20 protein-coding genes are annotated in these 20709 nt (G+C 71.0%); 10 read left to right on the plus strand and 10 right to left on the minus strand.

Features of this window, described 5'->3' with window-relative positions; translation table 11 throughout:
• Positions 1 to 5: 5 nt before the first annotated feature.
• The 4 genes from ACZ6S0_RS38100 to ACZ6S0_RS38115 all read right to left on the minus strand — a co-directional run bounded on the left by ACZ6S0_RS38100 (position 6) and on the right by ACZ6S0_RS38115 (position 4540).
• Positions 6 to 449, minus strand: coding sequence for a hypothetical protein (locus ACZ6S0_RS38100; protein WP_465924187.1), 444 nt, complete (start codon positions 447 to 449; stop codon positions 6 to 8).
• A gap of 17 nt (positions 450 to 466) precedes the next feature.
• The gene (locus ACZ6S0_RS38105) at positions 467 to 1588 is read right to left on the minus strand and encodes a hypothetical protein (protein ID WP_465924188.1); all 1122 of its coding nucleotides are present in this window, start codon (positions 1586 to 1588) and stop codon (positions 467 to 469) included.
• Entirely contained in the window at positions 1585 to 2742 is a 1158-nt protein-coding gene (locus tag ACZ6S0_RS38110) for a hypothetical protein (protein ID WP_465924189.1), read from the minus strand. Before ACZ6S0_RS38110 ends, ACZ6S0_RS38105 begins: the two co-directional genes overlap by 4 nt.
• Before the next feature lie 283 nt (positions 2743 to 3025).
• Complete coding sequence (locus tag ACZ6S0_RS38115; RefSeq protein ID WP_465924190.1) at positions 3026 to 4540, minus strand: M28 family metallopeptidase; 1515 nt, start codon at positions 4538 to 4540, stop codon at positions 3026 to 3028.
• A gap of 220 nt (positions 4541 to 4760) precedes the next feature.
• Here ACZ6S0_RS38115 and ACZ6S0_RS38120 point away from each other — a divergent pair, with 220 nt between their 5' ends.
• The 3 genes from ACZ6S0_RS38120 (at position 4761) to ACZ6S0_RS38130 (ending at position 7988) form a co-directional block, all read left to right on the plus strand.
• The gene (locus ACZ6S0_RS38120; RefSeq protein ID WP_465924191.1) at positions 4761 to 6317 is read left to right on the plus strand and encodes a M28 family metallopeptidase; all 1557 of its coding nucleotides are present in this window, start codon (positions 4761 to 4763) and stop codon (positions 6315 to 6317) included.
• Positions 6318 to 6542: 225 nt separating this feature from the next.
• Positions 6543 to 7157, plus strand: coding sequence for an MFS transporter (locus tag ACZ6S0_RS38125; protein ID WP_465924192.1), 615 nt, complete (start codon positions 6543 to 6545; stop codon positions 7155 to 7157).
• Between the two features lie 222 nt (positions 7158 to 7379).
• Positions 7380 to 7988 (plus strand): copper resistance CopC family protein, encoded by a 609-nt coding sequence (locus tag ACZ6S0_RS38130; RefSeq protein ID WP_465924193.1) that lies wholly within the window; start codon positions 7380 to 7382, stop codon positions 7986 to 7988.
• Between the two features lie 47 nt (positions 7989 to 8035).
• Here the strand turns inward: ACZ6S0_RS38130 and ACZ6S0_RS38135 are convergent, their stop codons facing one another.
• The 3 genes from ACZ6S0_RS38135 to ACZ6S0_RS38145 form a co-directional block, all read right to left on the minus strand.
• Positions 8036 to 9280, minus strand: a complete 1245-nt coding sequence (locus ACZ6S0_RS38135; protein WP_465924194.1) for an MFS transporter — start codon at positions 9278 to 9280, stop codon at positions 8036 to 8038.
• Positions 9277 to 10368, minus strand: coding sequence for a PLP-dependent cysteine synthase family protein (locus ACZ6S0_RS38140; RefSeq protein ID WP_465924195.1), 1092 nt, complete (start codon positions 10366 to 10368; stop codon positions 9277 to 9279). Before ACZ6S0_RS38140 ends, ACZ6S0_RS38135 begins: the two co-directional genes overlap by 4 nt.
• Positions 10369 to 10464: 96 nt before the next feature.
• Positions 10465 to 10806 carry a hypothetical protein gene (locus tag ACZ6S0_RS38145; protein WP_465924196.1) on the minus strand — a complete coding sequence of 114 codons (342 nt, stop codon included), beginning with the start codon at positions 10804 to 10806 and terminating at the stop codon, positions 10465 to 10467.
• Positions 10807 to 11098: 292 nt separating this feature from the next.
• Here ACZ6S0_RS38145 and ACZ6S0_RS38150 point away from each other — a divergent pair, with 292 nt between their 5' ends.
• The 4 genes from ACZ6S0_RS38150 to ACZ6S0_RS38165 all read left to right on the plus strand — a co-directional run bounded on the left by ACZ6S0_RS38150 (position 11099) and on the right by ACZ6S0_RS38165 (position 14215).
• The gene (locus ACZ6S0_RS38150) at positions 11099 to 12397 is read left to right on the plus strand and encodes an aminotransferase class V-fold PLP-dependent enzyme (protein ID WP_465924197.1); all 1299 of its coding nucleotides are present in this window, start codon (positions 11099 to 11101) and stop codon (positions 12395 to 12397) included.
• Between the two features lie 42 nt (positions 12398 to 12439).
• Complete coding sequence (locus ACZ6S0_RS38155) at positions 12440 to 13093, plus strand: hypothetical protein (protein WP_465924198.1); 654 nt, start codon at positions 12440 to 12442, stop codon at positions 13091 to 13093.
• Positions 13094 to 13163: 70 nt separating this feature from the next.
• On the plus strand, positions 13164 to 13541 hold the full coding sequence (locus ACZ6S0_RS38160; RefSeq protein ID WP_465924199.1) for an ArsR/SmtB family transcription factor: 378 nt from the start codon (positions 13164 to 13166) through the stop codon (positions 13539 to 13541).
• Entirely contained in the window at positions 13538 to 14215 is a 678-nt protein-coding gene (locus tag ACZ6S0_RS38165; RefSeq protein WP_465924200.1) for a cation efflux transmembrane domain-containing protein, read from the plus strand. The genes ACZ6S0_RS38160 and ACZ6S0_RS38165 overlap by 4 nt, the downstream gene beginning before the upstream one ends.
• A 131-nt stretch (positions 14216 to 14346) precedes the next feature.
• Here ACZ6S0_RS38165 and ACZ6S0_RS38170 read toward each other — a convergent pair whose 3' ends face one another.
• Positions 14347 to 15300, minus strand: coding sequence for a hypothetical protein (locus ACZ6S0_RS38170; protein WP_465924201.1), 954 nt, complete (start codon positions 15298 to 15300; stop codon positions 14347 to 14349).
• A 131-nt stretch (positions 15301 to 15431) separates the two neighbouring features.
• On the opposite strand from ACZ6S0_RS38170, the gene ACZ6S0_RS38175 reads away from it, so the two are divergent.
• From ACZ6S0_RS38175 to ACZ6S0_RS38185, 3 genes are all read left to right on the plus strand, one after another.
• Complete coding sequence (locus ACZ6S0_RS38175) at positions 15432 to 15944, plus strand: SigE family RNA polymerase sigma factor (protein ID WP_465924202.1); 513 nt, start codon at positions 15432 to 15434, stop codon at positions 15942 to 15944.
• Complete coding sequence (locus tag ACZ6S0_RS38180; protein ID WP_465924203.1) at positions 15931 to 16671, plus strand: hypothetical protein; 741 nt, start codon at positions 15931 to 15933, stop codon at positions 16669 to 16671. The genes ACZ6S0_RS38175 and ACZ6S0_RS38180 overlap by 14 nt, the downstream gene beginning before the upstream one ends.
• A 143-nt stretch (positions 16672 to 16814) precedes the next feature.
• Positions 16815 to 18668, plus strand: coding sequence for a gamma-glutamyltransferase family protein (locus ACZ6S0_RS38185; protein WP_465924204.1), 1854 nt, complete (start codon positions 16815 to 16817; stop codon positions 18666 to 18668).
• A 67-nt stretch (positions 18669 to 18735) separates the two neighbouring features.
• On the opposite strand, the gene ACZ6S0_RS38190 is transcribed toward ACZ6S0_RS38185, so the two are convergent.
• Together ACZ6S0_RS38190 and ACZ6S0_RS38195 are read right to left on the minus strand one after the other, a co-directional pair.
• Positions 18736 to 20247: a multicopper oxidase family protein gene (locus tag ACZ6S0_RS38190; RefSeq protein ID WP_465924205.1), complete on the minus strand. Its 1512-nt coding sequence runs from the start codon at positions 20245 to 20247 to the stop codon at positions 18736 to 18738.
• The gene (locus ACZ6S0_RS38195; protein ID WP_465924206.1) at positions 20244 to 20645 is read right to left on the minus strand and encodes a hypothetical protein; all 402 of its coding nucleotides are present in this window, start codon (positions 20643 to 20645) and stop codon (positions 20244 to 20246) included. Before ACZ6S0_RS38195 ends, ACZ6S0_RS38190 begins: the two co-directional genes overlap by 4 nt.
• Positions 20646 to 20709 lie beyond the last annotated feature (64 nt).

Here is a 20709-nt window from a genome sequence, read left to right on the forward strand (position 1 = left end):
CCCTTTCAGGCGTCCATCAGGAATCGTGAGATGGGACTGCCGTCCTGCAGGTGGCATTCGTAGGCGGTCACCCAGAGCATCGCCTTGCGTACGACCTTGTTGAGGGAGATCGCCGCCGACCATTTCTCCGGCCGGTACGTGCAGATCTTCACCCAGCCCTCGCGGTCGCTCTCCCAGGTGTGCATGTCGTGGTTGGTCTTGTACGAGCTGATCGGCTTCGTGTAGCCGAGCAGGGGGAGCGGGTCGGTGACGTAGGACGCCGGGCACTCGTCCGGATATCCGGCGGGCAGATAGATCCGCAGCCCGTAGGGATACCCGGTGTTGCTGTAGTAGGTGCCGTGCACGAACGTGTCGCCGAGCGGGTTGAAGAAGTCGAAGGCGGGAAACTGCTGGCGTAGTGCCTTGCGATCGGCCGCCAGCCGATATCGCTGCCACTCATCCCATACCAATGGAGTCTCCTTGTTTCTTACTGCTCCTTCAGGTTTTGGATCCCCCAGGCGAAGACCTCCGGCAGGAGATATCTGTCCTCCGGGGCCTTGGGGGTCCATTCGAGGCTTTGGCGGCCGGTCTTGAGAATCGCGTGCCAGACGAATGGCTTTTCGCCGTCCCAGCCCAGCGTGTAGAGGAAGACGGCGCGGTGGCGGTGCCCGTGGACGATGATCGAGACGAGTTGTTCTCCCAGTGGGCGCAGCTCCGCCTCGTACCCGCTGCCGTGCATGAGGGGGTTGACGTACCGCGCCAGGAAGGTGGTGTGGTCGGGGATCGGGACCGGCTCCAGCCGGCCGGGGCGCGGGTCGTCGGGCGTCTCGCGGCGTCCGCCGGGGCGCGGGTCGGCGGGCTCCGCACGGCTCTCCGCCCTGGGGGCGATCTCCGGGAGGAGGGTGCGTTCGCGGGCCCGCGGCAGTTCGGCGCTCGCCCGGGGCTCGCCTTCGTGCCGCGCCGCCGAGGTTCCCAACTGATAGCGGGTCCGCGCCCGCGACCTGGCCTCCCGCAGGAGGTCGGAGCCGATTCCCGACGGGAGTTTCAGCCGGTCGGCCTCCTTGCGCACCGGGCTCTCGCCCGGGATCACGGCGAACGAGGCCGCCGCGCGGTCGAACGTCTCGATGTCGGGATAGAAGAACGGCGCGAGCCGCACCACGGCGTCCCTGGACGACTCGCCCCGGCCCCAGAACCGCGACCGCTGCTCGGGCGGCGTGGCGTCCCCGTGGACGAAGTTGGCGAGGATCTCCACGTGGCGCTGGCGTTCGGCCTTGGCCGCCAGCCGCTGGGCGCGGTGCCGGTCGCCAGAGCTGGGCTCGAACAGGTTGATCCAGTGGTGGGAGTGCCACATGCCCAGACATTGCAGCCCGAACGTCTCCCACATGCCGCTCTCCATGACCCGGGCGACCTCCGGATCGAGCTCGAGCGCGGTCTCGTGGCGGGTGACGTGCCCGGCCGGGCGGGTGGCCAGGAAGATCGTGGCGCTGCCGCCGTGGCTGAAGAGGCCGTAGAGGCTGCCGCCGGTCTCGATCTTCTGGTGCTCGAACGTCTCGTCGCAGATGACTTCGAGTTCGGACTCGTAAATCCTGATGACGTAGTGGTCGCTCATCGAAGGCTCTCCACGATCTCGAGAAGGGTACGGTCGGGGGACCACCCCGACTCGTCGAGGTCAAGGCGCTCACCTTCGGCTCCCGACTGCACGAGCACCAGGGGCGGGGTCGCGGGATAGTCGGCGGTCACGATGAGCGCGACCTGGCTGTCCTCCAACTCCACGATGACCGCCACCTGCTGGTCGGTGAAGGCCGCGACCTCGGGCTCGTACCCCGCGTGGATCAGCTCGCCCAGCTCGGTCTCCAGCCGGTAGCCGAACACCTCGCCGAGCGGCGGCTCCTCGGGCGGCGTGGGGACCGTCCGCGCGGTGTCGGGCGCGGCCCGCAGCACCTCGCCGAGCAGGTCGGCGTCGTGCACCCCGCGGGCCTGCCAGTGGCTGTCCAGGCACGCCAGCACGAACCAGGCGATCACCGCCGCGACCACCCTGTCCTCCGGCTGCGGGGCCGCCGCGAGATTGATGTACTGCCAGGTCGGCAGATCGCCGTCGCCGGGCAGGCTGTGCCGCGCGCCCGGGGTCTGGTCCCATCCGAAACTCGCCACCCGCAGCGAGAAGCCGAGCGACCCGTCGACGGTCGGGAAGAGCGAGTTCAGATACGCGAAAGCGGAAAGGGTGTCGCCGTCGCGTTCGAAATACAGAATGAGCGCCGGTTGCCCGGGGAACTCCAGCGCGCCGATCTCCTCCGCGCCCACCGATCCCGTGATCGCCCGCGGCACCCCGTTGTCGGAGACGAAAGAGCCGGTGTGCAGATCCGCGAATTTCGCGAACGCCGAGACGCCGCGCAGCGCTTCGTGCACCAGCCCTGGGACCCGGTTCCCGGCCAGCCGCCCGGCGGCGGGCACGGGCGAGATCAGCACCGACGGCCGGAAGTTCGGCGTCTTGTGCTGGAGCCGGCCGACCAGGCCGAGCGGGTAGTGCGCGTTCCGCAGCCGGTAACGCTCCAGCAGGAGGTCGCGTTCGTGCTGCTCGCGGGCGAACGACTGGCGCGAGTTCTCCAGCCGTTCCTCGGCGACCTGGTTGACCGACGCCTGTTGGTCGACCAGCGCCTGCTCCTCGGCCGCGCGCCGGTTGCGGACGTGGTCGATGATCAGCTCAGGGATTTTGCCTGCGAGAGTGCCGACGACAGATGTGACGATCGCGACGAGCCATTCCATCGTTCCCCCACCCAACCGCCAGGTTGGAAGGCCCCCCGATGCCCTCACGGTGACGCCATATCTATCACAGCAATCGTGGCAAGTCTGCTGGATTATGCGAGGCTTTGGAACGGTTCAACATGTGGGCGGCCGGAACGACATTTACAGTCGTGGAAATTTGTGAAGGTCCTGCGTATCGCCGATTTACCTGTCCGCATTTGGACATGCCCGCTTTGGACGGGACCGCTTTGGACGGGACCGCTTTGGACAGGGCCGGGCGGCTGAGGCCCGGCCCTCCTTCGAGCTATCGGGTGATCCTGACGTCGTCGATGCCGGCCTCGACCAGCGAGGCCGTGGAGGCATCGGCCGCGTCGACGAGGATGCGCACCGTCTGCCCGGCGAAGGCGTTCAGGCTCGCGGTGGCCGCGGCCCAGGCGCCGTTGCGGTTCGTCGCCGCGCCGGCCTGCTGGAACACCGTGGTCGTGGTGCTGCCGGCCACGCGGACCCTGAGGTAGTCGGCGCTGGAGGAGTTCGAGCCGTGTGCCAGGTACCACGACCACGACAGGTTCAGCGGGCCGGTCGCGGGCAGGGTGATCGGCGGTGACTGGATGGAGGTGACGCCGCCGTCGAGGTCGTACGCGCCCGCGGATGAGCCCGCCAGCCGCCCGGTGACCAGTCCGTTCGTGCCGCTGACCGTGGTACCGAGCTGCTTGGCGCCGCTGGAGTCGGTGGCCTCGGGGTCGCCGCGCTCCCACTGGCCCAGGGTGGCGCCGTCGGTGCCCGACGGGTTGGCGGTCCAGCCGGTCGCCGTCTCGAAGGTGTCCTGCCAGACCACGACCGGCGGCACGGCGGTGCCGAGCGTCCAGACGGCGTGCGCGATGGCGTCGGCGTTCCGGTCGAGCGCGGTGTCGTTGATGTTGGCCGTGGTGTCGCAGGCGCGGTGGTAGCAGACGTCGAACGCCTGACCGGCGGTGCCGCCCCAGAGCGTGGCCTGCGCCGCGGACTTGATGCCCTCCGCGCCCGTGAACGTGCCGCCCGCCGGGATGCCGACGGCGATGAACGGGCCGTAGTCGGAGCGGCCGTCGAAGTCGGTGCCCCGGGTCTGCACGCCGATCGAGGTGAAGTAGCCGATGATGGTCTGCTCGAGCGCCGCCGAGCCGGCCGGGCCAGGACCGGCTCCCACGCCGTCCGAGTTGTCGCCGTCGTACACGAAGTAGCCGGCGTTGGGGGAGCCGACCATGTCGAAGTTCAGGTAGCCCTTGATCCGCGCGCGTTCGGCGGCCGGCAGGTTGTTCACGTAGTACTGGGATCCGCGCAGGCCCAGCTCTTCGGCGCCCCACCAGGCGAACCGCAGGTGCTTGGTCGGCTGGAGCGACTGGCGCGACACCTCCAGCGCGGTCTCCAGGATGGCCGCGCTGCCGGAGCCGTTGTCGTTGATGCCGGGGCCGGCGGTGACGCCGTCGAGGTGGGCGCCGACCATGAGGACGTCGTCGGGGGTGCCGCCGGGCCAGTCGGCGATGACGTTGTAGCCGGTGGCGCCGTTGTAGGTGAAGCTCTGCAGGGTCGTGGTGAAGCCGGCGGCGTCCAGCAGGCCCCGGACGTAGTTCGCGGAGGCGAGGTAGCCGGGCCGCCCGTGGGCCCTGTTGCCGCCGTTGGCGTTCGCGATCGACTGCAACTGGGTCAGGTGGGCCTTGACGTTGGCGAGGGGGAGGTCGGGCGGGGCGGCGGCCTGGCTCGGTACGTGGAGCAGGGACGAGCACAGGGCCGCGACGGCTGCGGCGACTGCTAATCGGGCGCCATTTCTCCAGGTGAGCGGCATGGGGTCGGCTCCATCCGAAGGTTGAGGGGTAGATAGGAACGTAACCCCGCAAAAGGGATTCGCCTAGCCATGCTGCCCGCTACCCTGGGCCATCGGTATGTTTCAGGTCCGTGATGCAACAGATACATGAGATATCTTCCCTTTTGGGCGGATTGATTAATACGTTCGGGCAACGCGCGATTTGACCGGGGGTTCTCCCTCCACGTTCCGAGGAGCAAGCATGCGTTCCCGACTGCGCAAGGGTGTGCTCGGTGGCATCACCGCCGCTGCCGTCGCCCTTTCCCCCTTAGCCTTCACCGGCACAGCCGACGCACACCGTGGCGGAGACAGCGCTGTCCGCAAGCTCGTCAAGGAAGTTTCCGGCAAGAACGTCAAGAAGCACCTCCAGGCCTTCCAATCGATCGCGAACGCCAACAACGGGACCCGCGTCTCGGGCACGCCGGGCTTCGACGCCTCCCGCGACTACGTGGCGCGCAAGCTCCGCGGCGCCGGATACGACGTGACGATCCAGCCGTTCGAGTTCACCTTCGACGGCTACCGGACGCCGCCCGTGCTCAAGCGGACCAGCCCTGACCCGAAGACGTACTCGTACGGGTTCTTCAGCGACTTCGTGTCGATGGGCGACGCACCCGCGGGCGCGGTCAGTGGCACGGTCCAGGCCGTGGACCTCGTACTGCCGCCCGGCCCGGCCAACAGCTCCACCTCCGGCTGCGAGGCCGCCGACTTCGCCGGGTTCGTGGCGGGCAACGTCGCGCTCCTGCAGCGCGGCACCTGCAACTTCCGCGTCAAGGTGGAGAACGCCATGGCGGCGGGTGCGAGCGCGGCCATCGTGTTCAACGAGGGCCAGGAAGGCCGTACCGAGGTTGACCTGAACCCCGTGCTCGGCGGGCCCGGCATCACGATCCCGGCGTTCTTCGCCCGGTTCTCGGTCGGCCAGGAGCTGGCCGCGGCGGCGGGTTCGGCCGTGCAGATGAACTGGGACCCGATCGTCGAGACCAGGACCACGTACAACGTGATCGCCCAGAGCCGTAAGGGCAACCCGGACAACGTGGTGATGCTCGGCTCCCACCTCGACGGCGTCCAGGAAGGGCCCGGCATCAACGACAACGGCTCCGGCAGCGCCGGCCTCCTCGAGGTCGCGCTCCAGGCGGCCAAGATCAAGCCGAAGAACCAACTGCGCTTCGCCTTCTGGGGCGCCGAGGAGTTCGGCCTGCTCGGGTCGGAGCACTACGTCACGTCCTTGACCGCGGAGCAGCGGGCCAAGGTCACTCTGTATCTCAACTTCGACATGATCGCCTCGCCGAACTACACGTTCGGGATCTACGACGGTGACGGCGACGCGTTCGGCACCGCCGGGCCTCCGGGATCGGACGTGATCGAGGAGGACTTCGAGAAGTTCTTCGCCGGGCGCGGGCTGCCGTACAAGGGGAGCGCGTTCACCGGCCGCTCCGACTACGGGCCGTTCATCGCCGTCGGGATCCCGTCGGGCGGGCTGTTCACCGGCGCCGAGACGCTCAAGACCGCGGAGGAGGCCGCGATCTTCGGCGGCACGGCCGGGATCCCGCTGGACCCCTGCTACCACAGCGTCTGCGACACGATCGAGAACATCAACGACAAGGCGCTGGACGTCAACTCCGACGCGATCGCGACCCTGACCGCCAAGTACGCGTTCGACACCGGGACGATCCCCACCGACCCGGCGCCCACGGCGGCGGCCGCACAGCGGGCCGACGCCAAGCAGGTCCACCAGCACGGGCCCGCCGACTCGGCGAGCTGATCCATCTCCGGACGGCGCCCGCATCCCCTGTGGTGCGGGCGCCGTTCCGCGTCCGTGCCCGTTGTCCGGGCCTGTCGTCCCTGCCTGTCGTCCGTGCTCGTCGTTCGTGCTCGTCTTCCGTGCTTGTCTTCCGTGCTCGTCTTCTGGGCCTGTGTGATGCGGGGCGGCGCGTCCTGGATCGTGTTCTGACGCGACGGGCGTGACGCGCTCTGGCAGGATGGCGGCGTGGAGGTCGGCCGCCCTGTGATCCGCGCGTTGCGCGCCGCGGCGTTCGCGGCGATCTGCATCCTTGCCTCGGCCGCCCTGCACCTGCTGGTCGGAGGCGGTGCCATCAGACCGCAGGCGCTCGGCCTCGCGGTGGTGGCGACCTGGGCGACCGCCTATGCCCTGGGCGCCCGGCAGCGCGGCGGGCCGACGCTGCTGACCCTGTGCGGCCTCTCCCAATACGGGCTGCACCGGCTGTTCGCGACGCCCGACGATGTCGCGTCGACCCTGGTGCCGTCGATCACGGCCGATCCGGCGGGCCACGAACACGGCGCGGGATCCGGCATGCTGCTGATCCACGTCGCGGTGGCCGTGGGGTCGAGCTGGTGGCTGGCCCGTGGTGACGCCGCGCTGGCCGCGCTTTTGCGGCTGGCCGCCGTTCGGGTCGCCGGATGGTGCCGCCTGGTGGTGGCGGCGCTCGCCGTACCGGGGCGGACGGTGGTGGTGACCGGCCCCGCTGTCGTGCCGGTCTGGCCGGAGACGGCCCGCCGCGTCCCGGCGTCGCTGGTACGGGTCGTGTCGCGCCGAGGCCCGCCCCAGGGCCCGCCGAGGGTTGCCGCCCTGCCGCTGATCTGAGGCCGCTGATCTGAGGCCGCCGAACTGAGACCGCTGGTCTGAGGCCGACGATCTGAGACGGCCGATCTGATCTGGGACGGCGGTCTCACGAACAAACGTCCATCCGCCGCTCGCGGCCTTCACGGCCGCGCGAGCGCCCACCACGCCGTGCGGGTGTCGCCGCGTGGCGCGTGCGTCGCCGATGGGCGGCGCGTCTCACCATCTAGTCTTCGGAGTCCGCATTTGACTCACATTCCTACCCTCGTCCGCCGCACCCTGGCGTCAGCGGTCGGTGCCGCCATGGTGCTGCTGCTCACCGCTCCCGCGGCGCTGGCGCATGACAGGCTCAAGTCCAGCTCTCCGGCCGACAACGCCAAGGTCGAGAGCGTGGAGACGATCGAGCTCGAGTTCACCGCGCGCATGACCATGCCCACGATCCTGCTGGAGGGCCCGGACGGCGAGCGCGTTCCCCTCGGCAAGCCCCGTACGGAGGGCGTCAAGGTCTTCGCCGAGCCCGAAGGCGAACTGGCCGCGGGCCGCTACCGGATCGCCTGGCGGGTGGTCTCCTCCGACGGTCACCCCATCCAGGGCGAGATCCGCTTCACCCTGACCGCCCCGCCCAGCCCCAGCCCCAGTCCCAGTCCCAGCACGACGGAACCATCACCAGTGCCCTCAGAAACCCCGCCGACCGCCTCCGCACCGCCCGCCTCGCCCGCGGGTGCGCCGGTCGCGGCCGAGCAGGAGAGCGGCGGCGTGCCGGGCTGGCTGTGGATCGCGGTCGGTGCGCTCGTCCTCGGCGGCGTGGCGATCTTCTTCGGGGGTCGCCGCCGAACCGGCTCCGGCAGCTCCTGACCGCGACCCTGGTGTGGCCGGTAACCGGCCACACCAGGGCCCCGTCCTCAGGCCGCGGCGGTGACCGGGCCGACGCGGGGGAGCCGTTCGCGGCGCTCCAAACGCGTGATCGCCGCCGCGGAGAGCAGGCCGGCGACGGTCAGCAGCGCCCATGGCAACCAGGCCAGCCCGTACGCGCGAGCGACGTCCATCGCGGTGCCCGCCAGCACGTTCCCGGCGAGGATGCCCACTCCGGACAGCAGGTTGTACAGGCCGTAGTAGGTGCCGATCAGCCGGTCCCCCGCCATGTCCGCGATGGTGGCCATCTCGAACGGGAACGCGATCAGCGACCCCACGGTGATCAGGAGGGTGCAGGCCACCACCGGGACCATCGCCCACGCCACCGGCGGCGACAGGTCCGCCATGGCCGCCGGGGGCAGGAAGGCGACTCCCATGAGCGCCAGGCCGCGGGCGATGGCCTGACCGCGGGTCCACCGGGCCGAGCACCAGGCGGTGAGGCGCACCTGACCGGCGATGCCGAGCAGCGCGGAGACCGCGTACAGGGCCATCACCCCCGTCTGCCCGCCGCCCACGCGCTGCACTTCGAGCGGCAGGGCCAGATACATCTGGTACGACAGCGCGTACGAGGCGATCATCGCCGCCGCGAAGGAGACGAACGCACGGTCGCCGAACGCCTGCCGCCAGTCCCGCAGCACCGGCCGGTCCGACGGCGCCTGGCCGCGCCGGGCGGGCAGGCACAGGCCCTGCAGGACGGTGAGCACCGCGAAGATGCCCGCCGCGGCCAGGCAGACGGCCGTGAACCCGCCGCTCAGCAGGGCGATCCCGGCGAGCGGGCCGAGCAGGATGCCACCCTGGTAGAACACGTTGAAGACGGCGAACGCCGCCACCTTGCGCTCTCCTGCCGCCACGGCCAGATAGGCGCGGGCGGCCGGGTTGAACAGCGCCCCCGCGAACCCGGTCACCGCCGCGGCCACGATGAGCATCGGCAGCGACGTGGTGAGCCCGAACATCGCGAACCCGACCGTACGCAACGCGCACCCCAGCATGATCATGGGCTTGTAGCCGAGCCGGTCGGCCAGCGTGCCGCCGATCAGGAACATGCCCTGCTGGCTCAGGTTCCGCAGCCCGAGGAGGAGGCCGATCGTCCAGGCCGCCAGGCCCGCGGCGGCCGAGAGATGCTGGGCGAGATACGGCATCAGCATGTAGAAGCCGAGGTTGATGCCCGCCTGGTTGATCTGCAGGAGCTGGATCGGCCGGTCGAAGGAGCGGAACTCCCTCAGTGTGCCGCTCATCGGGTGCCTGCCAGCGGGTCGGTCACGTTCGCGCAGCGCGTCCAGCGGTGCACCTCGCGCTCGCCGGGGACGCGCAGCTCGTCGGGCTCGTCGGCGGGGGTCTCGCCGAGCAGGCCGTGGGCGCGGCAGTACTCGTCGTCGTAGACGGTGTTCCAGTACCGCCAGGGTCCGTCGGGAAAGATCGCGACGATGGACCGCTCCGGCGCGGTGCGGGCCAGCCAGCGCGCCACCAGTGTGACGGCGCCGGTGCTCCATCCGCCCGTCACGTACTGGCGGGCGGCCAGGGTGCGGCAGGCCCACACCGCCTCGGCCGGGCTGACCCAGTGCACCTCACCGAAGGCGTCGTAGGCGACGTTGCGCGGGTGGATGCTGGAGCCGAGCCCGCGCATCAGCCGCGTCCGAGGTGGCTGGCCGAAGATGGTCGAGCCGATCGTGTCGACGCCCACCAGCCTCAGGTCGGGGAAGTGGCCGCGCAGCACCTTGTGGATGCCCGCGCTGTGCCCGCCGGTGCCGACCGAGCACACCAGCGTGTCGATGTGGGGCAACCGGCCGAGCAGCTCGTGCGCCAGCCCGGCGTAGGCGTCGACGTTGTCCGGGTTGTTGTACTGGTCGGGGCAGTAGGACCCGGGGATCTCCGCGAGCAGGCGCCGTACGCGTTCGCGCCGGGCCTGCTGCCAGCCGCCGACCGGATGCGGCTCGGTCACGATCTCCAGGCGGACGCCGTAGGAGGCGAGGAGGCGGCACATGAGCGGCTCCATGCCCGGGTCTCCCACGAGCACGACCGGGTGGCCGAACACGATGCCGGCCAGGGCCAGGCCGAGGCCCAGCGTCCCGCTGGTGGACTCGACGATGGTGCCCTCCGGCCGGAGGTCTCCCCGGGCCCGCGCCCTGCGCACCATGTGCAGGGCGGGGCGGTCCTTGATCCCGCCCGGGTTGAAGCCTTCGAGCTTGGCCCAGAACCCACCCCCTCCCGGCACGAAAGGCGCCGACACATAGGCGAGCGGAGTATTGCCGACGGTAAGCGAGAGCGAGGAATATCCGATTTGTGGCGCCGCTTGCGGGCGCGCGAGAACGACATTGGACGACATTGCTCAATCCCCGAAGTGAATACGCGTGATCCACGGCATGACGGAACCGCCACGGATCGGAGTGGACCGGTGGACGACGAATTACGGCCGTCGGTCCTATATGCGCATCACGCAGAGAGTTTCCGGAGGGGCGCCCACGAGGCGGGCCAGGCCGCCGCAAGCCTGCGGCGCATGCCCGGCTTCCCCCAGGGAGCAGCCGGGCGGGGCCGCGGGTGCGGTGGTGGAGCCGGGCGTCGCGGCCGGGCTGGTCGCAGAGAAGTCCTGCTCGGTGCCGTGCCGGTGGTGCTCGGGCAGTTGGTTGTGCAGGCAGTGCGCGCTCTCCTGAACGGCGCCGCCTTCGAAGTGGGCGCCGTGGGCCACCGGCTCCGACAGCTCCACCGCCGCGCACGCGCCGCCGTGCGCGAACACCGTGCCGACGACCAGGGCGATCACGAGCACGACAGGGCTCAGCAGCCGACCGGCGCCGAATGCGGCCGGGCGGCGAGAAGCGGTCGTTCGTGTCGTGAGCATCATCGGCAATCATGCCCTCGGGGTGATGGTCTGCGCCCATCAATGACAAAGGTTCCGGTAAAGAACGCGCCCTTATCTGATCGGCCGGGCGCGTCGATGAGGACCATTCACTCGGGAAAATGTTGCCTCATTCAGGCCGACGTCACAGCGGGGACGCGGCATTTCTGCTGCATTTCCCAGCAAACCGGCCGGCCCGCTGCCATCTCAGGTGGAGTCCGCCATGACCTTGTCCAGACGTCGGATCATCGCAGGGGCCGGAGCGCTGGCCGCCGGTGCCATGAACGCCCGCCCCGCCGCCGCCGAGCCGCCGCCGCGCGCGCCCGACGGGGTCACCGCCGCGCGACTGGCCGAGGACGAGCGCTTCTGGGCCTCCGTCGCCCGGCAGTTCCGGGTGAGCCCGGACTTCGTCAACCTGGAGAACGGCTACTACGGCATCATGCCCGAGCCCGTCCGCCGGGCCTACCACGGCCAGGTCGACCACCTCAACGAGCGCAGCTCCCATCTGCTGCGCACGGCGTACAAGCCGCGGGCCGACGAGGTCCGCGACCGCATCGCCGCGCTGCTCGGCGTCTCCGGGAACGAGATCGCGCTGACCCGGGGCGGCACCGAGGCGCTGCAGAACCTGATCTCCGGCTACCGCCGCCTGCGCCCCGGCGACGCCGTCATGTACGCCGACCTGGACTACCACAGCGCCCAGTACGCGATGAACTGGCTGCGTGAGCGGCGCGGCGTCCGGGTCGTCCGCATCGTCATCCCGGAGCCGGCCACCCGCCGGGCGGTGCTCGACACGTACGAGCGGGCCCTGCGCGACCACCCGGAGGTGCGGCTGCTGCTGCTCAGCCACATGAACAACCGCACCGGCCTGGTGGCGCCGGTCCGCCAGATCGTGGCCATGGCCCGCGGCCGCGGCGTCGACGTGATCGTGGACGCCGCGCACTCGTGGGGGCAACTCGACTTCACCCTGACCGGCCTCGACGCCGACTTCGCCGCGTTCTCCCTGCACAAGTGGATGGGGGTGCCGCTGGGAGCCGGGTTCCTGTACATCCGGGAGCACCGCCTGCCCGACATCGACCCGGCTTACGCCGACGAGACCTATCCCGCGACCGACATCCGCTCCCGCGTCCACTCCGGCACCATGAACGTCGCCCCCTTCCTCACCGTGGACGCCGCCCTCGACTTCCACGAGTCCCTCGGCGCGCAGGCCAAGCAGGCCCGCCTGCGGTATCTGCGCGACCGCTGGGTCCGCCAGGTCCGCGACCTCGGCGGCTTCGACGTCCTCACCCCAGACGAGCCGGACATGTACGGCGCCATCACCGCCTTCCGTGTGCGGGGCCGTACCTCCGAGGCCGACAACCTGGCCCTCGCCGACGAGCTGATGAAGCGGCACCGGATCTTCACCGTGGCCCGCAAGGGCATGAGCGGCGGCGACGCGGTACGGGTCACCCCGGCCCTGTTCACCTCGGCCGACGACGTGGACCGGCTCGTGGCCGCCCTGCGGGGCGTCTCCCGGCGCCACTGACACGCGCTGAACCGTTGCCGCCGGGCCGTACGTGGTAGGGGCATGACGCTGCGACTGCTCGCCCTTCTCGCTCTCGTCGCCGCCTTCGTCGTGGGCACGTCCACGGCCGCCCGCGCCTGCGACTGCGTGGACCTCGCACCGGCGGAGTCGATGGGCCACGCGGATGTGGTCTTCACCGGCACCGTCGTGAACGTCCGCGCGGGTGCGGCCGATCCCTTCGGCCCACGGCCGCAGATCGTCTACACGTTCCTGGCGGACAACGTGTACAAGGGCGCTGCCGCCGCCGAGTTCGTGATCGCCACCAACGCCGACAGCGCCTCGTGCGGGTACGCGTTCGGCAAGGGCGGGCGCTATCTCGTCTTCGCCGACTCGGACGCCTCCGGACTCGCGCAGAAGGCTCAGGAAACGGCCCTGTCGTCTTCGCTGTGCGCGGGCAACGTCCCGGTCGACCCGGGCTCCGGCCCGCTGCGGCCCGGTGACGAGCGGGCCTCCGCGCACGAGAGCCTCGCGGGTCCTGTCGACGCCGAGCTGGTCACCGCTCTGGGCGCTCCCGTCAGGGTGAACGCGCCCTCGCCGGGCAATGCCGGTGAGCCGTCAGGTTCCGCCTGGGGGTGGATCGCGGTGGGCGCGGCCGTCGTCGTCGCGCTCGTCATGACGGCCGCGCTCGTCGTCCGCCGCCGCCGTCTCGCCCCCTGACGGGGGCACCCTGCCGCTCGAACCGTTCAGGGCTTGCGGTGTAATGCGACTCTGGCGCTATCATCGTTATATGGCGATTGATCGTGAGGGTGGCCGTTGTGTGAGCGCGGACATCGCGGCGGGGATCCCGCCTGCGGCGGCGCTGTTCCAGTCCCTGGCCGACGAGACCCGGCTGCGCATCGTGCAGCGGCTGACGCGCGGCGAGGCCCGCGTGGTCGACCTGACCGCCGAGCTGGGGCTCGCGCAGTCCACGGTGTCCAAGCATCTGGCCTGCCTGCGCGACTGCGGCCTGGTCGACTACCGCGCCCAGGGCCGCCAGTCCTTCTACTCCCTCACCCGTCCCGAACTGATGGATCTCCTCGCCTCCGCCGAACACCTCCTGGCCGCCACGGGCCACACCGTCACGCTGCGCCCCGCCCACGAGCAGGCAGGGGAGACGGTGTCGTGACCACGCTGACCCTGGCCCGGCGCGCCTCGCTCCAGCGGCGCATCCGGCTCCTGGTCGCCGCCACCATCACCTACAACGTGATCGAGGCGGCCGTCGCCATCACCGCGGGCACGCTGGCCTCCTCCACCGCGCTGATCGGCTTCGGCCTCGACTCCGTCGTCGAGGTCGCCTCCGCGACCGCGCTCGCCTGGCAGTTCTCCACCGCCGACCACGAGCGCCGCGAGCGCGCCGCCCTGCGCGTCATCGCGATCTCCTTCTTCGCCCTGGCCGCGTACGTGTCCTTCGACGCCGTACGCGCCCTGCTCGGCGCGGGCGAGGCCGAGCACTCCACGCCCGGCCTGATCCTGGCCGCCCTGTCGCTGCTGATCATGCCCTTCCTGTCGTATGCCCAGCGCCGCGCCGGTCGCGAACTCGGCTCGGCCTCGGCCGTGGCCGACTCCAAGCAGACGCTGCTGTGCACGTACCTGTCCGGGGTGCTGCTGGCAGGGCTCGCGCTCAACAGCCTGTTCGGCTGGTCGTGGGCCGACCCGATCGCCGCCCTGGTCATCGCCGCCGTGGCCGTGAAGGAGGGCCGCGCAGCCTGGCGCGGAGACGCCTGCTGCGCCCCACAGGCCGGGACGACCTCCGCCGCCGGGCCCGGCGAGTGCGCGGACGGCTGCTGTTCACCCACCTGAACGATGAGGGCTCGCGGGCCCGGCGGCGGTGACGGGGCCAGCTCCTTCGGCTCGAACTCGTGCGGGCCATCCCCACCCCGGACGCCACCCATGTGCACTACCGGGGCAGGAAACGTTTGAGCGCGGCTCCGCTACGGCAGGGCGGGCACCGCCGGGGCGGCGTTGGTCCAGCCGACCTGGAGCAGGAGGTTGGTGTAGGTCTTGTTCGGGAACTCCTTGCCGTCGATCGTGACCTTCCTGCTCTCTGACAGCAGGAGCATCGTGCCGGTGTCGATGATCAGGACTTCCCACGCCTTGTGCTCGTCCTTGGGCCGCACGCCCTTTTCCTTTGCCGCCGACTCCCCCGTGGCCTGCGGGTGGTCGATCCTGACGGCCGTGCCGGTCCTGCCCGCGTCGTCCTTGGCCGTCCCCAGGGAGTGGACGTTCGGCCTCGTCAGCAGGGCCTGGTAGGCGGCGGCGCGCACCTCCTTGGGCGCGGGCAGCCGGTGGAAGAGGTCGCGCAGCGAGTAGGTGACGCTGCCGTCCACGTCCATCTCCCGCCCGGCCCGCGCGGCCTCCGCCAGCCAGGACTTCAGTCCGTCCGGGTCCGCGGGGAGCCGCTGGACCTCGTCGTACGTCAGTTTCTGCCCCCCGAGCATGAACGAGTTCTCGCCCGCCACCGGGGTTACGTGGCCGCGGGTCGGTTCGGTGGACAGCTTCACGACCTGGCCGTCGGCGGTGCGGGACCACTGGGCCGGCGAGCCGTCGCGGCGCCACGCGGCCCGGTCCGCCGCGCTCTTCGGGTAGGCCCCCGGCTGCCGCGACCCGTACCAGGACTTGCCCTCGGGCGTCATCCAGTTCTCCATGAGGTGCTGCTCCACCACCCAGTAGCGGTTGGCCCCGCTGCCGAGCTGACGCGGGTTGGTGCGTTTCAACAGCGTCCTCGTATGCCAGTACGCGCCCTGCGGAGGAGCCGAACTCGCGGCCGTGGACCGCATCGGCGCCTGCGCGTGGCCCGGCAGGCTCGGGAGCAGGGCGGCGCCCGCCACGGCCAGGCCGGCCCCGACCGCGAGGAGCGGCCGGACCGATGTGGTCGTGAATTTCATGCTTCCTCCAGAACGTTCGAACCCGACATCCTGCCAATACGCTTGGGCGCCGCCCGAGGTTGCCCGCGGCGCGCAGGCAACTGCCGGTGCGGCCGAGGCGTATTAGGGGGCGTGGAATTGGACAGACAGCAGTGAGCGGCGCGGAGCACGACTTCGGCGCTTTCGTGGCCGCGCGGGCCACGACCCTGCTGCGGGTCGCCTACCTCGCCTGCGGAGACCAGGCGGAGGCGGAGGACCTGCTGCAGACGGCGCTGGAGCGCACCTATCGGAACTGGGACCGGGTACGGCACGACACCCCCGAGCCCTACGTGCGCAGGGTCATCATCAACACCGCCATCAGCCGGGCACGCAGACGGGCGATCCTGAACATCGTCCCGGTACGCGTCCCGCCCGAGCGCCCGGCCAGATCGACCGACGTCGACCTGCGCCACGTGCTCATGGACGCGCTGCGCGGCCTGCCGCCCCGGCAGCGCGCGGTGGTCGTCCTGCGGTACTGGGAGGACCTCAGTGAGGCGCAGACCGCGGAGGTCCTCGGCTGCACGATCGGCACGGTGAAGAGTCAGGCGTCGAAGGCGATGGCCAAACTGCGTACGGCGCTCGGTGAGACGTCCCTGGAAGGAGTGATCGGGAATGCCCACGCTTGAGGACCGGCTCCGGCAGATCATGGCGGATGAGACCGCGAGACTGGTCCCCGCCCCCGACCTCGCGGAGCGGGTCGTCCGTTCCACGCGGCGGAAGAGGCGGCGGGGCAGGATCGCGGCCGTGGCCGCGTCGCTGGCCGTGCTCGCGACCGGGCCCCTCTACCTGACGGTGGCCCCGGGCGCCATGAGCACGCCCGACGTCTCCGAGACGCCCGTCGCGTCCGAGACGCCCGCGCCGCCCGCGATCGACGACACCCCGCCCATGCCGTCCGAGACGCCGAGCTTCGGGGACCTGGGCGACGGGCGGGAGTTCGGGCGGGTCAAGGTGGGCTACCTGCCCAAGGGCCTGCAGTGGTCCAACTGGTCCCTGAACTACGGCGACCGGTACACGACCTCGTGGAACTTCGACGGCGACAAGGACGGCTTCTACTGCGTCCAGATCTACGTGAACGAGGGCGACGCCGTCCTGGAGGTCGACAACAGCGTGCAGGTGTACCGCGACGAGGGGGAGGGCGAAAGCGTGACCATCGGCGACCGGACCGGGTACCTGGTCGTCGAGGGGGTCGGCGAGGACGGAGGAAAGGGCACCCCCACGCTCATCCTGAACATGGGTGACCAGCGGCGGGCGCAGATCATGTTCAGCCCCACGTACGTCAAGGAGTTCGCCGATGACGCGGCCGTGAACCGCGAGCTGCGCAAGATCGCGGAAGGGCTGACCGCCGTGGACTGACCGGCCGGTCAGGGGGTACGCCGCCCCGGGCGGAGGATCCGACAAGGGATCCGACTGTGGGTCTATTGCAGCGGTCTGGTTCGTATGTCACATTCTGTATGCGGTATGTGAATCACCGGGCACCCAGGCGGAGAGGGAGACCCATGAGACGCGCAGGCCGACTTCTGGCAGCCGCCGCGATCCTCCTCCTGCTCAACGCGGGGCCCGGAACGGGGCTCGCCCAACCTCGACCAGGCTCCGAGACCCCGTTCGGCCGGCCGAACGCCACGACGCCCAATCCCGGGGTGAACAACAAGGCGGTTCCGGCCACCCGCCCCGCCGGGTACCTGGACCAGACGCGCTCGGAGGTCCTGGCGCGCAACGGCGTCGCCGCCACGAGCAACCCGCTGGCCACCGCCGCGGCGGAGCGGATCCTGCTGGCCGGCGGGAACGCGGTCGACGCCGCCGTCGCCGCGTCGGCGACGCTGGGCACCGTCGAGCCCATGAGCACGGGTCTCGGCGGTGACCTGTTCGCGATCGTCTGGTCGGCGAAGGACAGGAAGCTCTACTCGCTGGCGTCCAGCGGCTGGGCGCCCAAGGCGTGGACGGTCGGCTACTTCAGGGACACGCTCGGCGTCGACGAGGTCCCCGGCAGGGGGATCAACTCGGCGGTCGTCCCCGGCACCGTCTCCGGCTGGGACGCGCTGCTGAAGCGCTTCGGCAGCATGGGGTTCGAGGAGGTGCTGGAGCCGGCCGCCTCGTACGCGGAGGACGGCTTCGCCGTCCACGAGGTGATGCACGGCCAGTGGAGGTCGTCGGCCAACGCGCTCAGGGAGGACCCCGACTCGGCGCGGACGTGGCTGCCCGGCGGGCAGGCGCCCGAGCTGTACAGCGTCTTCCGCAACCCCGACCTGGCCCGCGCGCTGCGCCTGATCCAGAAGGACGGGCGGGACGCCTTCTACAAGGGCCCGATCGCCAGGGCCATCGTGGAGAAGTCGAGGACCGCGGGCGGGGTGATCGCGGCGGATGACCTCGCGCAGTACCAGTCGGAATGGGTGACGCCGCTCTCCACCGACTACCACGGCTACCAGGTGCACCAGCTTCCGCCGCCCGGCCAGGGATTCGCGGCCCTGGAGCTGCTGAACGTCCTCGACGTGTGCGCCCCGCGGCTCGGCCTCGACCCGGCCGAGCTGGGCCCGCGCGACCCGCGCTACTGGCACCTCCTCATCGAGGCCAAGAAGCTCGCCTACTCCGACCTGCACCGCTACAACGCCGACCCCAAGTTCGACCCGCCTCCGCTCGACCGCCTGCTCTCCAAGGAGTACGCGGCGACGCTGTGCGACAGGATCGACCCCGACCGCGCGACGCCGCTCGAGGTCACCGGCTCCGACCAGGGCAGCACGGTCTACTTCGCCACGGCGGACCGCTGGGGCAACATGGTCTCCCTGGTCAACAGCGTCTACTCCAGCTTCGGGTCCAAGGTCACCGTGCCCGGCTACGGGTTCGCGCTGGCCAACCGGGGGTCCGGCTTCACGCTCGACGAGACCCATCCCAACGTGGTGGAGCCGCGCAAGCGGCCGTTCATCACGATCATCGCCGGCTTCCTCACCAAGGACCGCCGGCCGGTGATGGCCTTCGGGAACATGGGCGGCGGCACCCAGCCGCAGGCCCACGCGCAGCACGTGGTCAACCTGATCGATCTCGGCATGAACGTCCAGGCCACGACCGACGTCGCCCGCTTCGACCACAGCCAGGAGAACGACGTCACCAGCCTGGACACGTACCTGTACGACCTCGTCGGGCCGAGACTTCAGGAGATGGGCCACCGGCTCAACCGGGCCAACGGCCACGCGGGCGGCTATCAGGGGATCCTGTTCGAGCCGGATCCGCGCCTGCCCGAGCCCATCCTGCCGAAGGGCGACGGCCCGCGCACGGGTGAGGCGTACGAGCGCCCGGTGAACGGCGTCTACCGGGCCGGCTCTGACCCGCGCAAGGACGGGCACGCCGGAGGCTGGTGACGGGCGCCGGCCATCGGAGCGGGGCCTGCGCCGGTGGCCGGTCCGCACGTGCCCCCCGCGTGGCGTGCTAGACCACCTCGAAGTCGGCCATCATCGCCATGTCCTCGTGTTCGAGGTTGTGGCAGTGCAGCAGGTACCGGCCCCGGTGGCCGTCGAAGCGGGCGAGCACGTCCACGACCTCGTACGGCCGCACGTCCACGGTGTCCTTCCAGCCCGCGTCCGTGGCGGCCGGTGGCCTGCCGTTCCTGGCCAGCACCTGGAAGTGGGCCAGGTGCACGTGCACGGGATGGTGGAAGTCGCTGGTCAGCCGCCAGACCTCGGCGGTGCCCAGGCGCGGGCGGGCCAGCGGCGCCCCTGGCCGATAACGCAGGCCGTTGATCGTCCAGGCGTCGTCCGTCCTGCGGAAGTCGAAGGTGCGCGTCGTGACGGGACGCGGCCGGTCGGGCGGACGTGACAGGACCGGCGGCACCGCGCTGTCGTCACGCCCTCCGCGGGTGACGACGAACCGCATGACGTTGCCCGCGGGCCCGTCGGCCAGGGTGTTGACCAGGGTGACGGCGGTGCCGACGGGGTAGGCGGAGAAGTCCACGACGACGTCGTACCGCTCGCCAGGGGAGATCGGCAGCTCGTCGTGCGCCACGGGTGCGGCCAGGAGGCCGGAGTCGCTGCCGATCTGCGTGAACCGTCCGCCCGGCGACAGTCGGAGCCGGTATCGGCGGGCGTTGGAGGCGTTGAGCAGCCGCAGCCGGTGGCGGGTGGCGCTCACCTCGGCCACCGGCCAGGGCGCGCCGTTGACCAGGATGACGTCACCCTCCACGCCTTCCAGGTACGCGGCGTCCAGCGCGGCGCCGCCGTGATGCCCGCCGTGATGCCCGCCGTCCGGGTAGCGGAAGGAGCCGTCCTCGTCGAACGACCGGTCGCAGATCATGAGGGGCAGCTCCCGCTCGCCCCCGGGGAGCGGGAGCGCGTCCTCCTCCTCGTCCCGCACCAGCGCCATCCCGGCCAGCCCGCGCCACACCTGCGGTGCGGTGAAGTCCATCCGGTGGTCGTGGTACCAGAGCGTGGCGGCCCGCTGCTCGACCGGGTACCGGTAGTCCTTGGTCACCGGGTGCAGCACCTCGCCGGGGTGGGAGCGGTGAGAGGTGTGGCCCGCGGGCACGACGAGATCGGCCGGGTAACCGTCGGAGTCGGGCGGGGTGACGCCGCCGTGCAGGTGGGTGGAGGTGGGCACGGGCAGCTCGTTGCGTACGGTGATCGTCACGGGCGTGCCGCGCCGCAGCTCGAACGTCGGCCCTGGGAAGGCGCCGCCGTACCCCCACACCTCGGTGCGCAGGCCCGGCAGGATCTCGACGGCGGCCACCCGCTGCGTCACCTCGTACCGGCCGGGGCTCACCGGCCGGGCCACCTCGGGGATCGGCAGCGGCACGGTGAACGGCTCCGGCAGCGGCGCCGCGCCGGCCAGCAGCTCTCCGGCCCGCTCAGGAAAGCCGCCGCACCCGGCCAGGCCGCCCAGCCCCGCCGCGCCCAGCCCGGCCCCGCCCAGCGCGCGGAGGAACGTCCGCCGCGAGACCCGCCTCATGCCGCCCTCCGGAAGGCGAGCCAGGTCCAGGCGGTGAAGACGGCGGACAGCCCGAAGATCGCCATCCCGAGCGGGAAGTGCAGCGCGAGGATCCGCGACTGCCCGAACACGACCTGCCCCGTCTCCAGCACCACCAGGCCCAGACCGGCCAGGGCCGGCCATCCCGGTCCGCGTCCCGGCCGCCACAGCAGGATCGACACCACGAGCTGCAGGTAGAGCACGCTGTGGGTGACGCCGCCGTTGTCGCGGTGCCAGGTCAGCAGGTCGACGTCGCCGGTGACGAACAGCCCGGCGAGCGCGGCCTGCGCGAGCACGCCCGCCAGGTGGACGGTGGCGGTCACGCGCAGGGACCAGACGATCCAGCCGCGCGGTCCCGGCTGAGGATTTGTGGAGCTCATGGCAGGAATGCTCCAGGGACGGACCCCGGGAGACATCCCGCCCCGGACGGCTTCCCCGCGTACG

The sequence above is a fragment of the Nonomuraea sp. NPDC051298 genome (assembly GCF_055586305.1).

Coding starts and splice junctions, on each gene's coding strand:
- ACZ6S0_RS38105 (WP_465924188.1), bottom strand. CDS start 1,588: ATGAGCGACCACTACGTCATCAGGATTTACGAGTCCGAACTCGAAGTC.
- ACZ6S0_RS38110 (WP_465924189.1), bottom strand. CDS start 2,742: ATGGAATGGCTCGTCGCGATCGTCACATCTGTCGTCGGCACTCTCGCA.
- ACZ6S0_RS38115 (WP_465924190.1), bottom strand. CDS start 4,540: ATGCCGCTCACCTGGAGAAATGGCGCCCGATTAGCAGTCGCCGCAGCC.
- ACZ6S0_RS38120 (WP_465924191.1), top strand. CDS start 4,761: ATGCGTTCCCGACTGCGCAAGGGTGTGCTCGGTGGCATCACCGCCGCT.
- ACZ6S0_RS38135 (WP_465924194.1), bottom strand. CDS start 9,280: ATGAGCGGCACACTGAGGGAGTTCCGCTCCTTCGACCGGCCGATCCAG.
- ACZ6S0_RS38140 (WP_465924195.1), bottom strand. CDS start 10,368: ATGTCGTCCAATGTCGTTCTCGCGCGCCCGCAAGCGGCGCCACAAATC.
- ACZ6S0_RS38150 (WP_465924197.1), top strand. CDS start 11,099: ATGACCTTGTCCAGACGTCGGATCATCGCAGGGGCCGGAGCGCTGGCC.
- ACZ6S0_RS38155 (WP_465924198.1), top strand. CDS start 12,440: ATGACGCTGCGACTGCTCGCCCTTCTCGCTCTCGTCGCCGCCTTCGTC.
- ACZ6S0_RS38160 (WP_465924199.1), top strand. CDS start 13,164: ATGGCGATTGATCGTGAGGGTGGCCGTTGTGTGAGCGCGGACATCGCG.
- ACZ6S0_RS38170 (WP_465924201.1), bottom strand. CDS start 15,300: ATGAAATTCACGACCACATCGGTCCGGCCGCTCCTCGCGGTCGGGGCC.
- ACZ6S0_RS38180 (WP_465924203.1), top strand. CDS start 15,931: ATGCCCACGCTTGAGGACCGGCTCCGGCAGATCATGGCGGATGAGACC.
- ACZ6S0_RS38185 (WP_465924204.1), top strand. CDS start 16,815: ATGAGACGCGCAGGCCGACTTCTGGCAGCCGCCGCGATCCTCCTCCTG.
- ACZ6S0_RS38190 (WP_465924205.1), bottom strand. CDS start 20,247: ATGAGGCGGGTCTCGCGGCGGACGTTCCTCCGCGCGCTGGGCGGGGCC.
- ACZ6S0_RS38195 (WP_465924206.1), bottom strand. CDS start 20,645: ATGAGCTCCACAAATCCTCAGCCGGGACCGCGCGGCTGGATCGTCTGG.